The organism is Methanobrevibacter sp. (assembly GCF_017468685.1).
In the GTDB taxonomy this organism is placed as follows: Archaea; Methanobacteriota; Methanobacteria; order Methanobacteriales; family Methanobacteriaceae; genus Methanocatella.
Genome location: NZ_JAFUHT010000075.1, coordinates 20,561 through 38,659 on the forward strand (window position 1 = coordinate 20,561; position 18,099 = coordinate 38,659).

At 34.5% G+C, this 18,099-nt stretch carries 19 protein-coding genes and 1 rRNA gene; 16 read left to right on the forward strand and 4 right to left on the reverse strand.

The genetic code is table 11. The annotated features are described in order from the left end of the window. Nucleotides 1-192: 192 nt before the first annotated feature. The 11 genes from IJ258_RS09580 to trxB all read left to right on the forward strand — a co-directional run bounded on the left by IJ258_RS09580 (nt 193) and on the right by trxB (nt 11,747). Entirely contained in the window at nt 193-744 is a 552-nt protein-coding gene (locus tag IJ258_RS09580) for a helix-turn-helix domain-containing protein (RefSeq protein WP_292806342.1), read from the forward strand. Between the two features lie 19 nt (nt 745-763). After that, nucleotides 764-2,431 (forward strand): AMP-binding protein, encoded by a 1,668-nt coding sequence (locus tag IJ258_RS09585; protein WP_292806343.1) that lies wholly within the window; start codon nt 764-766, stop codon nt 2,429-2,431. 15 nt (nt 2,432-2,446) lie between these two features. Further along, complete coding sequence (locus IJ258_RS09590) at nt 2,447-2,731, forward strand: 4Fe-4S dicluster domain-containing protein (RefSeq protein WP_292806344.1); 285 nt, start codon at nt 2,447-2,449, stop codon at nt 2,729-2,731. Then, nucleotides 2,732-3,844, forward strand: coding sequence for a 3-methyl-2-oxobutanoate dehydrogenase subunit VorB (locus tag IJ258_RS09595; protein ID WP_292806345.1), 1,113 nt, complete (start codon nt 2,732-2,734; stop codon nt 3,842-3,844). It begins immediately after the preceding gene. A 14-nt stretch (nt 3,845-3,858) separates the two neighbouring features. Next, on the forward strand, nt 3,859-5,298 hold the full coding sequence (locus tag IJ258_RS09600) for a 2-oxoacid:acceptor oxidoreductase family protein (RefSeq protein ID WP_292806346.1): 1,440 nt from the start codon (nt 3,859-3,861) through the stop codon (nt 5,296-5,298). 9 nt (nt 5,299-5,307) lie between these two features. Next, the gene (gene gatD / locus IJ258_RS09605) at nt 5,308-6,618 is read left to right on the forward strand and encodes a Glu-tRNA(Gln) amidotransferase subunit GatD (protein ID WP_292806347.1); all 1,311 of its coding nucleotides are present in this window, start codon (nt 5,308-5,310) and stop codon (nt 6,616-6,618) included. Nucleotides 6,619-6,629: 11 nt separating this feature from the next. Then, on the forward strand, nt 6,630-8,495 hold the full coding sequence (gene gatE, locus IJ258_RS09610; protein WP_292806348.1) for a Glu-tRNA(Gln) amidotransferase subunit GatE: 1,866 nt from the start codon (nt 6,630-6,632) through the stop codon (nt 8,493-8,495). Nucleotides 8,496-8,598: 103 nt separating this feature from the next. After that, entirely contained in the window at nt 8,599-9,387 is a 789-nt protein-coding gene (locus IJ258_RS09615) for a sulfide-dependent adenosine diphosphate thiazole synthase (protein WP_292806350.1), read from the forward strand. Between the two features lie 346 nt (nt 9,388-9,733). Next, nucleotides 9,734-10,180: a MarR family winged helix-turn-helix transcriptional regulator gene (locus tag IJ258_RS09620; RefSeq protein WP_292806352.1), complete on the forward strand. Its 447-nt coding sequence runs from the start codon at nt 9,734-9,736 to the stop codon at nt 10,178-10,180. An 85-nt stretch (nt 10,181-10,265) separates the two neighbouring features. After that, on the forward strand, nt 10,266-10,805 hold the full coding sequence (locus tag IJ258_RS09625; protein ID WP_292806354.1) for a glutathione peroxidase: 540 nt from the start codon (nt 10,266-10,268) through the stop codon (nt 10,803-10,805). Between the two features lie 30 nt (nt 10,806-10,835). Further along, nucleotides 10,836-11,747, forward strand: a complete 912-nt coding sequence (gene trxB / locus IJ258_RS09630; RefSeq protein ID WP_292806356.1) for a thioredoxin-disulfide reductase — start codon at nt 10,836-10,838, stop codon at nt 11,745-11,747. Here trxB and IJ258_RS09635 read toward each other — a convergent pair. Then, nucleotides 11,744-11,890: a hypothetical protein gene (locus tag IJ258_RS09635; RefSeq protein ID WP_292806358.1), complete on the reverse strand. Its 147-nt coding sequence runs from the start codon at nt 11,888-11,890 to the stop codon at nt 11,744-11,746. The two genes, trxB and IJ258_RS09635, sit on opposite strands and share 4 nt — an antisense overlap. 138 nt (nt 11,891-12,028) lie before the next feature. On the opposite strand from IJ258_RS09635, the gene IJ258_RS09640 reads away from it, so the two are divergent. From IJ258_RS09640 to IJ258_RS09660, 5 genes are read left to right on the forward strand one after another with little or no spacing between them, the layout of a single operon-like run. Further along, a complete protein-coding gene (locus IJ258_RS09640; protein WP_292806359.1) occupies nt 12,029-12,586 on the forward strand; it encodes a GMP synthase subunit A in 558 nt (185 codons plus the stop codon). Between the two features lie 8 nt (nt 12,587-12,594). Further along, the gene (locus tag IJ258_RS09645; protein ID WP_292806360.1) at nt 12,595-12,855 is read left to right on the forward strand and encodes a hypothetical protein; all 261 of its coding nucleotides are present in this window, start codon (nt 12,595-12,597) and stop codon (nt 12,853-12,855) included. 1 nt (nt 12,856) lies between these two features. After that, the gene (gene guaA, locus IJ258_RS09650; RefSeq protein ID WP_292806361.1) at nt 12,857-13,783 is read left to right on the forward strand and encodes a glutamine-hydrolyzing GMP synthase; all 927 of its coding nucleotides are present in this window, start codon (nt 12,857-12,859) and stop codon (nt 13,781-13,783) included. A 48-nt stretch (nt 13,784-13,831) separates the two neighbouring features. Further along, nucleotides 13,832-15,013, forward strand: a complete 1,182-nt coding sequence (locus IJ258_RS09655; protein WP_292806363.1) for a hypothetical protein — start codon at nt 13,832-13,834, stop codon at nt 15,011-15,013. Beyond that, nucleotides 15,006-15,959, forward strand: coding sequence for a DegT/DnrJ/EryC1/StrS family aminotransferase (locus IJ258_RS09660; RefSeq protein ID WP_292806365.1), 954 nt, complete (start codon nt 15,006-15,008; stop codon nt 15,957-15,959). Before IJ258_RS09655 ends, IJ258_RS09660 begins: the two co-directional genes overlap by 8 nt. On the opposite strand, the gene cgi121 is transcribed toward IJ258_RS09660, so the two are convergent. The 3 genes from cgi121 to rrf all read right to left on the reverse strand — a co-directional run. Then, nucleotides 15,937-16,425 carry a KEOPS complex subunit Cgi121 gene (gene cgi121, locus IJ258_RS09665; protein ID WP_292806367.1) on the reverse strand — a complete coding sequence of 163 codons (489 nt, stop codon included), beginning with the start codon at nt 16,423-16,425 and terminating at the stop codon, nt 15,937-15,939. The genes IJ258_RS09660 and cgi121 overlap by 23 nt on opposite strands. Nucleotides 16,426-16,432: 7 nt before the next feature. After that, entirely contained in the window at nt 16,433-17,902 is a 1,470-nt protein-coding gene (locus tag IJ258_RS09670) for a (R)-citramalate synthase (protein ID WP_292806368.1), read from the reverse strand. Nucleotides 17,903-17,984: 82 nt separating this feature from the next. Then, nucleotides 17,985-18,099: ribosomal RNA gene (rrf, locus tag IJ258_RS09675) — 5S ribosomal RNA — on the reverse strand; the annotation flags it as partial.

Sequence of the window (18,099 nt, forward strand, 5' to 3'; positions counted from 1 at the left end):
TTGTTTGAACTATATAAAACTTTCCTATGATTGTCACAAAAGTTACAATTTAAAAAAATATTGTTCAAGAAATTTATAATGAATTATCATGATTTTTAATAAGGTTTATATAATTCGAAAATTAAAACATATAATATTATAATATATATTATAATATACTTAAAAATCAATTAGAAAAATAGGTGTTTATGAATGAATGAATACAATAAAGATATTGGAAACAGAATTAGAGAATTGAGAGAACTATCAGACATTACTATTAAAGAAATTGCAGATGAATTGAATATTACCCAAGAAACTTACATCCAATATGAAAACGCTGAAGTAGACATTCCAGCAAGTTTTTTATATGAACTTGCACACATTTTTAAAGTTGATTTAGGATTATTATTAACCGGTGAAGAATCAAGAATGAGCATCTTTGATGTAACCCGTGCAGACAAGGGAGTTTCAGTTGACAGAAGAAAAGAATATACTCATCAAAACCTATGTTCTAAATTCATTCACAAAAAAGCCGAAACATTCCTTGTAACAGTGGATCCTGAAAAGAATCCGGTTCCTTCACTTAACTCACACCCCGGACAGGAGTTTAACTATGTCCTTGAAGGTTCCTTAAAAATTTATATACACAACAACGAGATTATCTTAAACGAAGGAGATTCAATCTTTTTCGATTCAGCACACAGACACGCAATGGTAGCACTTAACGACAAACCCGCTAAATTTTTAGCAGTAATAATATAATATTTATGGAGTAATTTAAATGACCTCAGTAATTGGAGATTTTGTGGAAAGAGTTGACTTTGACTCTTATGAAGACTTTTTTGAAAACTTTAAACTCAAATATGAAGATGATTATAACTTCGGATTTGATGTTGTAGACAAATATGCAGAAATATACCCTGATAAAATAGCTTTAATCTGGACAAATGACCATGATGAAACTCATACTTTCACTTTCAAAGACATGAAAGAATATTCAAACAGAGCTGCAAACCTATTCAAACGTTTAGGAATTAAAAAAGGTGACTGTGTAATGCTCACCTTAAAAAATAGGTATGAATGGTGGTTCTGTATGGTTGCATTACATAAAATCGGTGCAATCGCAATTCCTGGAACACACATGTTAAAACTTCACGATATCGATTTCAGATTAAGCCAGGCTAATGTTAAAATGGTTGTGTCCATTGAAGAAGATTCATTACTTCCAGATTATGAAAAAGCACAAGAATCCTTAGGAATTGATTTGAAAAAATTAGTAATTGAAACTGAAAGGGACGGATGGCTTAACTTTAACGAAGCTATTATGAAAGAAAGTCCAGTGTTTGAAAGACCAACAGGTGAAGATAAAACCTATGCTGAAGAGATATTTTTGATTTACTTCACATCAGGTACCAGCGGACTTCCAAAAATGGTTTCACACAAACATACCTATTCATTAGGACATATCCCAACTGCTAAATATTGGCATAATGTTGTAGAAGACGGAATTCACCACAGTGCAGCAGATACCGGATGGGGAAAAGCTGTATGGGGAAACATTTACGGCCAGTGGATTAGCGGAACCGGAATATTCATCTATGATTATGACAGATTCAACGGAATAAAACTGCTTGAAAACGTAATCAAATTCAAAGTGAATACTTTCTGTGCACCGCCAACAGTTTACAGATTCCTAATTAAAGAAAATATTCAGGGATATGACTTTTCAAATATTACCTATGTAACTACTGCAGGTGAACCACTTCCTCCTGAAGTATCTGACAGGTTCTATGACATTTCAGGACTCAGAATCAAGGAGGGATTCGGTCAAACTGAAACCACATTATCCATTGGAACATTCATTTGGTTAGATGCAAAAGTTGCTTCAATCGGGAAACCTTCCCCATTATTCAATTTAGAATTACTTGATGAAAACGATGAAAAAGTAGAAATCGGTGAAGAAGGGGAACTTTGTTTCAAATTACAAGATGGTCCAAATCCAGGATTATTCAAAGATTATGTGAATGATGAAGAAAAATACAGACAGCAAATCCATGACGGATACTACCACTGCGGAGACACCGCATGGGTTGATGAAGACGGTTATGTCCACTTTGTCGGAAGAAACGATGACATTATCAAATCTTCAGGTTATCGTATCGGACCGTATGAAGTTGAAAGTGCAGTATTGTCACACGAAGCAGTTTCAAACTGTGCTATTACCGCTTATCCTGATGAAGTGAGAGGTCAAATCGTAAAGGCAACAATTGTCTTGCAGCATGGCTTCGAACCATCAGATTCACTTACTAAAGACATTCAAAATCATGTTAAAAACGTAACAGCTCCTTATAAATACCCTAGGATGGTTGAGTATGCGGATGAACTTCCTGAAACCATCAGCGGTAAAACAAGAAGAGTTGAAATCAGAGAGAAAGATTACAATAAATAATATTAGATGATATAAATGACAGAAGAAATATCTTATCCAGTTATTAATAAAGAAATCTGCAAAGGCTGTATGAGATGTATAGTCGGATGTCCTCAAAATGCAATATTACTATCACAAGACATGAACAACGCAGGATATCAATTTGCATATTATAGTGGAAATGGCTGCACTGGATGTAAAGACTGCTACTTTACTTGTCCAGAGCCATTAGCTTTAGAAGTACATCAGATTAAAAATATTGTTAACGACACAGTTGCAAAGATGATTAAATCTAAAGTGGCAAACAAGGGGGAAAATTAAATGAGTAATCAAATGGTTAAAGGAAACACTGCAGTTATTGTTGGTGCGATGTATGCAGGATGTGACTGTTTTTTCGGATACCCAATTACTCCGGCTAGTGAAATATTACATGAAGCATCAAAATATTTCCCAATGGTTGGAAGAAACTTTGTTCAGGCTGAAAGTGAAGAAGCTTCAATCAACATGGTTTATGGTGCATCAGGAACAGGTCACAGAGTTATGACTGCTTCATCCGGACCAGGTATCAGCTTAATGCAGGAAGGATTCACATACCTTGCAGGTGCAGAATTGCCTGCAGTTATCGTTGACATCATGAGGGCAGGACCTGGACTTGGAAACATCGGACCGGAACAAGGTGACTACAATCAGATCGTCAAAGGTGGAGGTCATGGAAACTATAAAAACATAGTTTTAGCTCCAAATAGCGTTCAGGAAATGTGTGACTTAACAATGAAAGCATTTGAACTTGCTGACAAATGGAGAAATCCTGTTGTAGTTTTAGCTGACGGTACTCTTGGTCAAATGGCTGAACCATTAGTGTTCCCTAAAGAAGCTATTAAACCTGAAATTGATGAATCATGGGCAGTTAGAGGTAACAAAGAAACCATGGGAAACCTAATCACTTCAATTTATAATGACTTTGATGAATTGGAAGATTTCAACTACAAGCTTCAGGAAAAATATGCAAAAATCGATGCTGAAGAAGTAATTGTTGATGAATATCAGGTTGATGATGCAGACATTGTTTTAGTATCCTTTGGTATCAGCAGCCGTATTGCAAGATCAGCTGTTGATAAAAGCCGTGAAAAAGGTTTAAAAGTTGGACTTTTAAGACCAATTACATTAAATCCATTCCCAGTTGATAGAATTAAAGAATTAGCTGATAAAGGTGTTGAATTCATTTCAGTCGAAATGAGTAATGGTCAATTGTTAGCTGACGTTCAATTTGCAGCATTAAGAAGAGATGGCACTCACCTTGTCAACAGAATGGGTGGAAACCTAATTGAACTTAAACATGTTCTTGCAAAAATCTATGAAATAGCCGGAATCGATGAAGAAATTGACACTTCAAAAAGAAGTTCTGAAAAGGCAAGTCCGAATATAATTGATTAAAGGATGTGGAAAAAATGAGTGAACAATTAAATAAAGATTATGAAGAACAGATACGTAGAAATCCACAATCCCTTTTAGAAGAGTATCCTAGAAAAGGAACCAATATCCAATCTACTCACTACTGTGCAGGTTGTGGACATGGAATTATACATAAATTAATAGCTGAATGTATGGATGAACTAGGAATACAGGAAAGATGTGTAATGATTTCCCCTGTAGGATGTTCAGTTTATGCTTATTTCTACTTTAACTGTGGAAACTTCCAGACTGCTCACGGTAGAGCACCTGCAGTTGCAACTGGTATTTCAAGAGCTGAAGATAATGCAATTGTCATGAGTTATCAGGGAGATGGAGACCTTGCTTCAATCGGTTTAAATGAAACCCTTCAGGCTGCAAACCGTGGAGAAAAAATTGCAGTATTCTTTGTAAACAATACAGTTTACGGAATGACTGGTGGTCAAATGGCTCCAACAACATTGATTGGTGAAAAGACCGTAACATGTCAAACCGGAAGAGATCCTGATTATGCAGGCCATCCTACCCATATGTGTGAGTTAATAAATACTTTAAAGGCACCAGTATTCATTGAAAGAGTATCTCTTGCAAATCCTTTAAAAATCAGATTAGCTAAATTTGCAATTAAACAGGCATTAACCGTTCAAAAAGAAGGTAAAGGTTATTCTTTTGTTGAAATATTATCACCTTGTCCTACTAACTTAAAACAAGATGTTAAACGTGCACAGGAATTTATTGAAAATCAGATGGAAAAAGAATTCCCTGTTAAAAACTTCAGGAACAATTTATACAGAAAAGAACCTGTACAAAGACCAGCTAGTGATTTTTCAACTGAATCCTTAGATAAAATATTTAATGTTACAAGAGGAGAAGATTCAGGTTATGTTGATGATGATATCAAACCATTAAGCATTAAGGTTTCCGGATTCGGTGGTCAGGGAGTATTAAGTGCAGGTCTTACAATAGCTCAGGCTGCTTGTGCTGAAGGAAAACATGTGTCATGGTATCCTAGTTACGGACCGGAACAAAGGGGAGGAAAATCCAACTGTTCTGTTGTAATATCCAATGAAACAATTGGTACTCCTGTTGTTGATGACATTGACATTCTCATTGCATTAAACAAACCGTCTTTAGAGCAATTCTCACAGGACGTTAAAGAAGGTGGAGCAATACTTTATGATGCGAAAATAGGTGATTTTGAAACTGACCGTGACGTTAAAGTTATTGCAATGCCTTGTGTGGATATTGCAGAAGAACATGGAAATGCCAGAACTGCAAATACTGCTTTAATAGGTGCATTAACTGAATTGAGTGATGTTTTAAAACGTGAATCTTATGAAAATGCTATCCGTGAAATGTTTGCATCAAAACCAAAAGTCATTGATGTTAACATTGACGTGTTAGAAGCGGGAGCTGAATGGATTAAAAACAATTCATAGTGTGATTTAATGACATATAAAGAAAATGCTGAAAAATATATTGAAAATTACGGTTTAAGTATAGGAGATACCATTAAAGTAAACAAGGAAGATATCTCCTATACTGGTATTTTACTTGACAGACCGGAAGATGCTGATGACGGATATTTGGTTTTGAAATTATCTAGCGGTTACAATATTGGAGTGGCTATTGACAATACTACTGCCGAGCTAATCGAAAAGGGTGACAAGCCAAAAATTGGTTATGATGAAACTGAGATTCCACAGGATCCATCAAAACAGAACATTTCCATCGTATCAACCGGTGGAACAGTATCTTCAGTTATTGATTACAGAACTGGAGCAGTGCATCCTAAATTCACTGCATCTGATCTTGTTAAGGCAAATCCGGAACTGTTGGATTATGCCAACTATAACGTTAAGGCTTTATATAATATTTTAAGTGAAAACATGAAGCCTGAGTATTGGGTTAAGGCTGCAGAAGAAATAGCTAATGACATTTCAGAGGGTGCAGATGGTGTTGTGATTGCTCATGGTACCGATACAATGCACTACACTTCCGCCGCTTTAAGTTTCATGTTGAAAACACCGGTTCCAATCATTATTACCGGTGCTCAGAGAAGTTCAGACAGGCCTTCAAGTGATGCCAACATTAACCTGATTGATTCTGTTGTTGCTGCTAAATCAGACATTGCAGAAGTATGTGTCTGTATGCATGGAAGCTTGAATGATGAATACACTTACTTGCACAAGGGAACAAAGGTCAGGAAAATGCATACTTCAAGAAGGGATACATTCAGAAGCATTAACGCTCAGCCTATTGCTAAAATTCAAAATAAAAAAATCAATATCAATCCTGATTATAACTACACTAAACGTGGAACAAATGAACTTGAATTGAACACTAATATTGAAGAGAAAGTGGGATTCATCAAGAGTTTTCCTGGAATTTCTGAGGAATACATTGAATATCATATTGATAAAGGTTATAAAGGCCTTGTCATTGAGGGAACCGGTCTTGGACATGTTCCAAATAACCTTATCAACTCATTTAAAAGAGCACAAGATGAAAACATTCCAGTTATCATGACTTCACAATGTCTTTATGGTAGAGTTAACATGAACGTTTACTCAACCGGACGTGAAATACTTGATGCCGGTGTGATTTCAGGTCTTGACATGACTCCTGAAACCACATATGTCAAATTATGTTGGGCAATAGGTCAAAGTAGCAATTACAGTGAAGTTAAAGAGATTATGCAAAGTAATGTTGCAGGTGAATTTTCTAAAAAATCCTCAATTAAGGATTTCTTGAACTAGGGTGGTAAAATATGGATTATGAAAAATTAGGATTAAAAATGGGACTTGAAATTCACCAACAATTAAACAGTGAACATAAACTGTTCTGTCCATGTAAAACAGAGCTTGTTGATGATGATTTTGATGAATTGGTTCAAAGGAAACTCAGACCAACCCAGTCAGAGCTTGGTGAAATTGACCGTGCAGCATTACAGGAATCATTAAGGGGATTGAATTTCAAATATGAGAACTTTGAAAAACACACTTGTCTTGTTGAAAATGATGATGAACCACCTCACAGTTTAAACGAAGAAGCATTGGATATTTGTATTACTATTGCATGTTTGATGAATATGCATATTGTTGATGAATTCCATACCATGCGTAAACAGGTTATTGACGGAAGTAACACTGGTGGTTTCCAGAGAACCGGTATGGTTGCAACTGACGGTTACCTTGACACCCCTTACGGAAAAGTTGTTATTGAAAGTCTAGGCCTTGAAGAAGATGCTGCAAGAAGAGTTGAAACCAAAGACGGCTTTACAGAATTCAGACTTGACCGTTTAGGAATACCATTAGCTGAAATTACAACAGACCCTTCAATGCACCATCCAGATCAGGTAAGAGAAGTTGCATATATGCTCGGTCAGATTTTAAGAAGTACAAATGTTAAAAGAGGTCTTGGAACAATCAGACAGGACTTGAACATTTCCATTGCTGAAGGTGCACGTGTTGAGATTAAAGGTGTACAGGACTTGGATTTGATGGCTGAAATCGTTAACCGTGAAGTTCAAAGACAATTGGAATTAATCGATATCAAAAAGGAACTTGAAGCTAGAAATGCGGAAGTGCTTGAAGAGATTCATGATTTGGATGAACTGTTTGAAGATACTGAATCTAAAATATTGAAATCCGCTGAAACCATTAAGGCAGTTGTTCTTAAAGGTTTTGATGGTTTGATTGGTCGTGAAGTGCAACCTGGCAGAAGATTCGGTACTGAAATTGCAAGCTATGCTAAAAAACGTGGAGTATCCGGTATTTTCCACTCAGATGAACTTCCAGCTTATGGAATTACCCAAGAGGAAGTTGACAAAGTCAATGATTTCTTAAACATTGGTGAAGATGATGCATTCATTATTGTTGCCCATGACGAAGATATTGCTGTTTCAGCATTAGAGGAAGTTAAAAGAAGAGCAAACTTAGGTTTGGAAGGTGTTGTTGAGGAAACCCGTAAGGCACTTGATGACGGTAACACCGAATACATGAGACCTCTTCCTACTGCAAACAGGATGTATCTTGAAACAGATATCCCACTATTCAAAATCACACCCGACAGGGTTGAACCTATCGCTAACAATCTACCAGAATTACCTGACGTGAAACAGGCCAGAATCATTGAAGAGTACAAGTTAAGTGAAGACTTGGCAACACAGCTTGTGAAAAGACAAGAAGCTGACATGTTTGAAGACATTCTAGCGGATGTTGATGTTGATGCAACACCAGTGGCTTCACTTCTTGCATATGATTTACGTGAAATCAAAAGGGAAGGACACGACATTAACATGCTAACTCTCGACCACTTTAAAGGAATATTCACTCTTCTATCAGAAGGTAAAATCGCTAAAGACAGTGTCCGTAAATTAGCTGTTGAGACAATTAAATCTCCAGAAATGGACATTGCAGAAATTGCTGAGAAAAGCAATTTAACCATGCTCAGTGAAGATGATGTTAAAAACATTATTGCTGAGATTGTAGCTAACAATGAAGGTATGGTTAAAGAGCGTCAAATGGGAGCTATGGGTCCATTGATGGGAATGTGCATGAAGCAACTTAAGGGAAAGGCTGACGGAAAGTTAGTTAATCAGGTTGTACGTGAAGAAATTCAAAAATTATTATAGGAAAATCAATTTTGATTTTCCATTAAACTCTTTTTTTAAACAAAAACACTAAAAATCAACATAAATATATACTAATTTTTACATATATTATCGTGGTGATAATGTGGAAAAATTAGATGACATTATTGTTTCAAGAGCAATCATTGAAGAATTCATGAATGATTTTCTAGACTACACAGATATTGATGTAGCTATTGGTGGAGGAGGTCCATCAGGAATTACTGCCGGATATTACCTGGCTAAAGCAGGATATAAGGTAGCATTGTTTGAAAGAAAACTCTCCATAGGCGGAGGAATGTGGGGAGGAGGAATGATGTTTAACAAAGTTGTTGTCCAGGAGGAAGGTCGAAGAATCCTTGATGAATTTGGAATCAACTACAAAAAATATCAGGACAATTATTATGTTGTAGACTCCATCGAGTGCACCTCAACACTTACATCTAAAGCTACTCAAGCTGGCCTTAAAGTGTTTAATCTCATGTCAATTGAGGATTTAATGGTACGTGAAAATGGAATTAACGGAGTAGTGCTCAACTGGAGTTCAGTTGAAATGAGTGGTCTACATATAGACCCACTTACAGTTAGATCCAAAGCAGTTATTGATGCTACAGGACACCCATTAGAGATTATCAAAATCGTACAGGACAAAATGGAAGAAGACTTAAACACAAAAACAGGTAAAATCATGGGTGAGAAATCAATGTGGGCAGACCGTGCTGAAGGCAAGATTCTTGATAACGTTAATGAAGTATATCCTGGATTATATGTAACCGGTATGGCTGCTAATGCAGTTCATGGATCACAACGTATGGGACCAATCTTTGGCGGAATGCTGCTCTCTGGTGAGTATGTAGCCAAAAAGGTTGCTGAAGATTTGGAAAACAGAAAATAATTTTACCTAAAACACCATCACCAATTTTTAGGTATACCTAAAAAAATGCAAAGCTTTATATACTATGACAACAAACTATTAAGTAGAGATGAAATTTAGGATTACCTAAATCTCTACATTATTAGTCAAATAATAATACTCTCCAAAATTAGAAATGTGTTGAATTAGTTTTCTCACAATTTTACTAATTTAATACAAGTCGTTCGGAAAATTAAAAAAATCTGCCAAAAAAATAATTTTCCTCAATTCGGGTGTTTAAACTAGTCACTTAAACACCATATTATCTCTCTTTTTTTATCCGCAAATTTTTAATACTCTAAAAATAATTATTAATTGTGGTGATATTATGGACGATTGGGAAAATGACAGAATTCTACTTACTCCAACCAATCTTTATATGGAATACATCTTATTAAGTTACAATAATTTTTTAAGACAAAAATTGGATGATGTTAAAATTACCTATGGAGAATTGACTTACATTTATAACATTAAATTCTTTCCTTCAATCTCACAAAGAAAGCTTGCCGAGACATTATTTGTATCTGAAGCGAATGTTGCAAAAATGGTCAAGAAATTAGTTGAAAAGGGTTTGGTTGAAAAGCAAAAGGACAAAGCAAATAAAAGTCGCAATATATTAAAGTTGACTGAAAAAGGAGAAGAGGTTTTTGTTAAAATTAATGTCATTACATGCGGTTGGGAAAGAAATATCACCAAAAACATGTCAAATGAAGAATATTTTAAATTTAAGCAAACATTGTATGAGATTACAAAGGAATCAACCGATTTGTAATTAGGCAATGTTTATATACTTCATTAATTAAAATATTTAATAAGTCTTAACTTAGTTAAGTCTTTAAAAACAGAGGTGAAAAACAATGTCAATTTATGATTTTGAAGTAAAAGACAGTGACGGAAACACAGTTTCCTTATCCGAATTTAAAGACAAAGTACTTTTAATCGTTAACTCAGCAACAGAATGTGGATTCACCCCACAATACACTGAATTAAATGAAATTTATAATGAATTCAAAGACGAAGGATTTGAAATTCTTGATTTCCCATGCAACCAATTCGGTGATCAGGCACCCGGAACAACCGAAGAAATCAAAGAAGTATGCCGCAACAAATGGTTAGTACCATACTCCATATTTGATAAAATTGATGTAAACGGTGAAAATGCAGATCCTTTATTTGAATACTTGAAAAACGAACAACCATTTACCGAAATCAAAGGTAAAGGAGCAACCGCTTTAAAGTTAATGTTAAGAAAAAAAGACAAACATTACAAAGACAACAATGACATCAAATGGAACTTTACCAAGTTTTTAGTTGACCGCAAAGGAAATGTTGTTCGCAGATTCGAACCAACTGAAGACTTGGGTGACGTTAAGGATGCAGTTAAAGATTTAATCTAATTAAATCTTATCTTTTTTTAGGTGTGAAAAATGGAAAAATATGACATTATCATCATCGGAGCAGGACCCGGAGGTCTGACTGCAGCAATATATGCCGGCCGTCAGGGTACTAAAAATCTGATTATAGACCGTGACCTTGCAGGAGGAATCGGGCGTGAAGTGCCTGAAATGGAAAACTATCCTGGATTTGAAAACATTTCAGGACTGGAATTAATTGAAAAAATGAAAGTGCAGGCTACAAAGAATACTGAGCTTCATGAAATGGAAAACGTTCTGGAAATTACAAAAAACGATGATGAATACCGCTTTACAGTTAAAACAGATAAAGCAGAGTATCTCTCAAAAACAGTTATTCTTGCAACAGGAAGCTCACACAGACACTTGAATGCAAAAGGAGAAGATGTTTTTGCAGGAAAAGGTGTCAGTTACTGTGCAACTTGTGACGGATTTTTCTTCCAGGGCCGTGACATCATCATGGTCGGTGGAGGAAACAGCGCACTTCAGGAAGCATTATACCTAAACAATTTAGGCGCTAACGTTACACTCATCCATAGAAGAGATGAATTCAGAGCCCAAAAACACTTGCAAAATCAGATTAAAGAAGCCGGAATTAAAACTATACTTAATGCAACTGTTGAAGAAATAAAAGGTGAAATGCTTGTTGAATCAGTTACATTAAAAGACACCAAGACTGGTGAACTTACAGACTTGCCGATTAATGGAGTATTCATTAGTGTAGGATACATTCCACATACCGAACTTGCACAGCAACTTGGTGTCGAATTGGACGAATCAGGACACATCATAATCGACAAAAATCAAAAAACCAATGTTGACTATGTTTATGCAATCGGTGATGTTTGTATTGGATTAAAGCAATGGGTTGTTGCATGCGGTGAAGGTGCAGTGGCTGCAACTTCCGCATATCATGACATAAGCTAATTATAACGTTCCTGCAAGAAAATATAAATAAAGAATGCAATAATCAATACAACAATAACTGGCAGTAACCACATGAATATTTTAAGCAATAATACTGCTACAAATATTGCAATTATAATAAATATCAAATCTTGTAATTCCATGTAATTCACATATATTAATTGTAATATATAAATTTTAAGTGAATTTATGGAAACCTTTCTATTTTTTCACATATTTTAAAAAACTATAATATATATAACTACTAAAAATAATATCATTATATTTTAATGGAGCATAATATGACTATAGTAGTTATTAATAATAAGGGACAATACAATCATAGAATCGCAAGAAGCTTACAATACCTGAACATTCCTTCAGAATTAGTTTCAAATACTCTTTCAATAGAAGAAATTGAAGCTAAAAACCCAATAGGGTTGATTTTAGGAGGAGGACCTTCCCTTGAAGGTGCAGGAAATAGTGAAAAATATATCAAACATTTTGATATACCGATTTTAGGAATCTGTCTTGGACATCAATTAATTGCTAAGGCATATGGTGGAGAAGTCACTACATCAGATACTGAAAGTTATGCTCAAGTTAAAATAAATATCAACAATGATGAAAATTTATTCAAAGGATTGGCACCTGAAATGGATGTTTGGTCATCACATAAAGATGAAGTTAAAACAATTCCTGAAGATTTTGAAATATTAGCCAGTTCCAATTTATGCGATGTTGAATCCTTTAAACATAAAGATAAAGAAGTATATGGAATTCAGTTCCATCCAGAAGTACATCATACTCCAAAAGGTGAAAACATCTTTAAAAACTTTTATAAAATTTGTCAAGGATAGGTGTAATAATGATTGATAATGCTGATGATTTAAGAGACAAAGCAAATGAATTCAAAATTGGTTTAAAAAAACAATACGTTAACATTCCAATTGGTGATGAAGAATATGGATTTAGAATATCCGGTATCGGTGCTAAATCTGTAAAATTAGAAAAATATGTCAAATTTGATGATATTTTCGAAGCTATTGAATCAGGAAATGACAATGGTCTCGAAGCTATGATCAAACAAATTATTGAAGATTACGAAGAAGATGAGGAAGAGGAATAAAATGTTAAGTCCTAAAGAGTTTATCGATGATGCAATCGAAAAAATCAAAGCACAAATTGGTGATGAAAAAGCAATTATTGCTTTATCTGGTGGAGTAGACAGTTCAGTCTGTTCTGTTTTAGTTCAAGAAGCAATTGGTGATAATTTAACTGCAGTTTTTGTAGACCATGGTCTTTTAAGAGAAGGTGAAGTTGAACAAGTTACCAACACTTTCAAAGACAGATTAAATTTCAAATTTGTTGATGCTTCTGATGAGTTTATGGATGCACTTGCAGGAGTAGAAGACCCTGAAGAAAAACGTAAAATCATTGGTAAAGTTTTCATTGACGTATTTGAAAGGGAAGCAATTAAATCAGGAGCAAAATTCTTAGTACAAGGAACAATTGCACCAGATTGGATTGAAACAAAAGGTGAAATCAAATCTCACCACAACTTAGCTCTTCCAAGTGGTATGGAATTGGAATTATGCGAACCAATCCGTGATTTATACAAAGATGAAGTAAGAGAAATCGGGGATGAATTGGATTTACCTGCAACTACCGTTTACAGACAGCCATTCCCAGGACCTGGACTTGGCGTGCGTGTTGTTGGTGCACTTACAAGAGAAAATGTTGAAGTCTGCAGAAAAGCAAATAAAATCGTTTGCGATGAAATTGAAAAGGCAGGAATTGATAAAGAGGTATGGCAATACTTTGCTGTTTTAACCGACACCAAAGTAACTGGTGTTAAAGGAGATCAAAGAGATTTCGGATACCTTGTAGTGGTTAGAGTAGTCAACTCAATTGATGCGATGACTGCATCCGTTGCTGAACTTCCATGGGAAGTTGTACAAATCATTTCAAAAAGAATCACATCAGAAATTTCTGAAGTCACACATGTTGCTTTATCAATAAGTGATAAACCACCTGCAACCATCGAATTCTGTTAAAAATACTAATTTTTAGTATTTTTATTTTTTTACTTTTTTTAGAAAATTATGAAAACCACAAAAAATGCATATTTAGCCAAATTAACAGAACAGATTCAGATGAAATCTGTTAAGGTTGGCAAGAATCTGGAAGGAACAACCCCTCCATCAGTTTTTATTGGAAGATGGTCATATCCTAAAGTATATGCCGGACCGATGATGAGTTCTCAAATGGGCGATACCCACATTATGGACTCTCCTGAAGAATGGTTAGGGCAAAATAAAACCCAGGATGAAATTATAAACTACCGAATGAATCTTGTTCGTGGAAAACAACTGATAAAAATTGATGATTTGGAAAATCCCTTTGTTGAAAAACTTCAGGATATTTCACTTGCATCCAAATCAATTGACAGTGAAGCGACATTTGGAAAAAGACCAAGAGGATCCATGCTTACAGAAGACAGCATGCCTCATGGACCAAGTGCAGTTATTGAGAAATTTGACATTGATGCTGTGCGCTGGGATAAACAATTGGAAAAAACATTCTATGATACAGATTTGAAAGCAACCGAAGCAGTATTAAACTTACACAATAAAGATGTTCCGTTCACTGCAATGCAAAAGGCTTTTTCTGTTGGTGCAATTGGAACTAAAAATAAAAGAAAACTTGTTCCAACCCGTTGGTCAATTACTGCATGCGATTCAACACTTGCAGATTTGTTTTTAAAAGAAGTCAGAAAATTTGAAAGGCTTGACACATATAGGGTCTATGAATTTGGTGCATTGAACAATTATTATATCATCATTTTAACCCCAACAGAATGGCAATATGAATGGTATGAAGCATTTATTAAGTTAATGAAAAATGAAGAGTTGATTTTTTCAGATTATGAAACCAACGGCGGTAAAAAAGAGTACTCCATTGTTGGAGGATGTTATTATACTGCAAAAATGGCCGTTTTGGATTATTTAATGAAAATTAAAAAACAATCAGGATTATTAATCTTAAGGGAAGCCTATGACGGATATGTGCCTTTAGGTGTTTTTAATGTTAGGGAAAATATTAAAGAAGCAATGCTTAGACCATATCTGGAATTTGAAACCCTGGAAAAATGTTTGGAATATGCCGGAACAAAATTAAGAATACCAATAAGCAGATATGTGAAACAAGGAACATTACTTAATGAAATGCTCCATACAAAGCAAACCACATTGGATATGTACTTTAAAAGTGAGAAAAATGTTTAAATTTAAAACCCCTTCCGATAAGACTTTAGAGATTATGTCTGAAGTTGCAAAAGGCAATTGTGAAAAAAACTATGAGGAAAGCTGTATTGCTAAAATCAGAGATTTGACACGCAAAGAACATGTGAAAATGACTTCAAGTGGAAACAACAGCATATTTATTGCTCTTGCAAGCATTGAAGGTGATGTAATAATTCCAGACCAGGGAGGATGGCACGGATTTAAACAGATTGGAAAATTTTTAAATAAGAATATAATCTCCTTAAAAACAAACATGGGATTAATAAATACTGACTATTTAGATGAATTGAAATTTAAGGAGAATTCAGCATTAATATTTACAAGTTTTGCAGGTTATACTGCTGAACAGGATATTGAAAGCATCATCAAATATTGTCAGGAAAATGAAATTATAACAATTGAAGATGCCTCTGCAGGTGTTGGAGACAGCAAAAAAATGTTGGGATGTGAATCAGACATTATTCTTGCATCCACAGGATCACCTAAAATGATTAATGTTGGCAGCGGAGGATTCATTGCAAGTAATGATGATGAAACATTCAGCAATAGCAAAGTTCCCCAAAAACTAAGCAAACCTAATGAAATTATATGTAGTGGTATAGATAATGAACTTGATAATGTAAAAAGTAACTTGGAACTTTCATTAAATGCAACAGACTATGTAAAAAAACATATACATAATACAATTCATTCAAATAAAAGAGGCGTAAATGTAATTATACCCCATGATAATGCAAAGTCAATATGCTGGGATTTGAAAAAAACATTAACCACCACTAAAAGTGGATTCATAACAACTTGCCCAAACTATAACAGAGTAAAGCAAAAGGCAATATGTGTTGAAATAAAAAATCTTGATTATAATTGCCTTAAAAAAGAAAATTTAAAAATAATAATAGATGCCGTTAATAGTCAACTACAAGTTTAGAAATTCGATCAATAATTATTTCTTCCAAAGACATAACTTCAAGCTCGACATCATCAATTTTATAAATTTTAACCAGATTATCAAAATCAGGTGCAAATACACTATCATCTAAAGTGAACAGTTCAGATAATTCATCCAGGTAATCCTTATGACAATTAATTAAAACCGCACAAAGATTCATTTTTCCTTCACTTAAACCTAAAATATTAAATGCCTTAGAGATTTGCCTTTGGCCAGAACACCTTAAAACAATTTCAACACTTAAATCCTTAGCAAGATTTTCACCACGTTCAAAAGCAAGTATAGCCTGATTAACGCCATGAATTATATGATTTTTAGAAACAATAGAATCTGCATTCAAAAGTTGAATGATTTCCCCATCCCGTTTAATGGAATCCACTTTATCAAGAACACCGCCAACAGAATCGATTTGAGATGTAAAACCTATAATTTCAATATTGTCCATATTCACTTTAATCCCTCAACAACCTATTTACTCCAGCAACATATGCTTTCACACTTGCCTTAATAATATCAGATTCAGTAGCACGGGCGGAAACAACCTTATCTCCTTGTTGAAGTTTAATAATCACATCAATAAAAGCATCAGTACCACCAGTAATTGAATCAACGTGATATTCTATTAAATTGACATCCTTAAATAATTCCAAATCATTCAAAGCATTAATAGAAGCATCAACAGGACCCAAACCAACACCTGCGTTTAATATTTCATCATCATCAATGGTAATTTTAACAGATGCAGTAGGCATTATTTTGTTACCTGAAACAACTGTTACCTCATCAAGTTTAATTCTATCCTCATGATTGATTTCTAAAACATTATCAGCAATAACCTGCAAATCCACATCAGTTATTTTTTTACCTTTATCAGCTAAATCTTTAATATCATCACAAATCTGCTTAAGTTGAATTTCATCAACATTTAAACCCAATTCCTTTAATTTGTTATCCAGACCATGAGTCCCCATATGTTTGCCTAGAATAAACTTACGTTTACGGCCTACAAGTTCAGGAGTAATCGGCTCATAAGTAGCAGAATTTTTAATAACCCCATCAGAATGGATGCCTGACTCATGAGCAAAAGCATTTTCACCAACAATGGCCTTATTAGGTTGAATATAAACACCAGTAGACCTTGCAACTAATTTAGAAATGTCATAAATCTCATTAATCTTTACATTAGTGGAAAATTGAGGAAGCAACCTGTCGATACTGACAACACACTCCTCAAAAGAAGTATTGCCTGCTCTTTCACCTATACCATTAATAGTAGTATGAATCTCACTGGCACCTCCTTTAAGAGCAGCTAATGTGTTTGCAACTGCAAGACCAAAATCATTATGACAATGACAAGCAATAGGAACAGGTAAATCATTTAACTGTGAGTATAATTCATAAGATGAATCAGGTGTTAAGATACCTACAGTATCACAGACACAAATCCTATCAGCACCATGATTGATAGCATTTAAATAAACTGTCTTTAAAAAATCAGTATCACTTCTAGATGCATCCTCGGCTGATAATTCAACTATCAAACCATGATCTTTACAGTAGTCAACAGCATTATTTGATAAATCTATAAGTTTCTCATTAGTAATATTTAATTTTTCATGAATATGTAATTCAGAAGTAGGCACTACAAGATTGACACCATCAACATCACAATCAAGACAATAATCAATATCAACTGTTAATGGTCTTGAAAAACTTAAAATTTCAGCATTAAAATTTTGACTAGTGATTTGTTTAATAGATTCTCTTTCACCTTCAGAGGTAATAGCAGAACCCGCTTCAATATACTCAACGCCAATCTCATCAAGCTTATTAGCAATTCTTAATTTTTCTAAAGAAGTTAATGAAACACCTGGAGTTTGCTCTCCGTCTCGTAATGTAGTATCTAGAATTTTAATATTCATAAAAAATCACCAAAAATTGCAATAGATGTATTAAGTAATGAAAAAAAAGTTAAAATAAGTAAGTAATAATTGTAATAGAGAAAGCTTGCAGCGAAATGAAATTCCCATAGAAAACCATAGTACACAAACAAAACACAAAAGGACTTCACTACTGGGATCGAAACGAGACCAGGTATAACCCCCATGCTATGACCGCA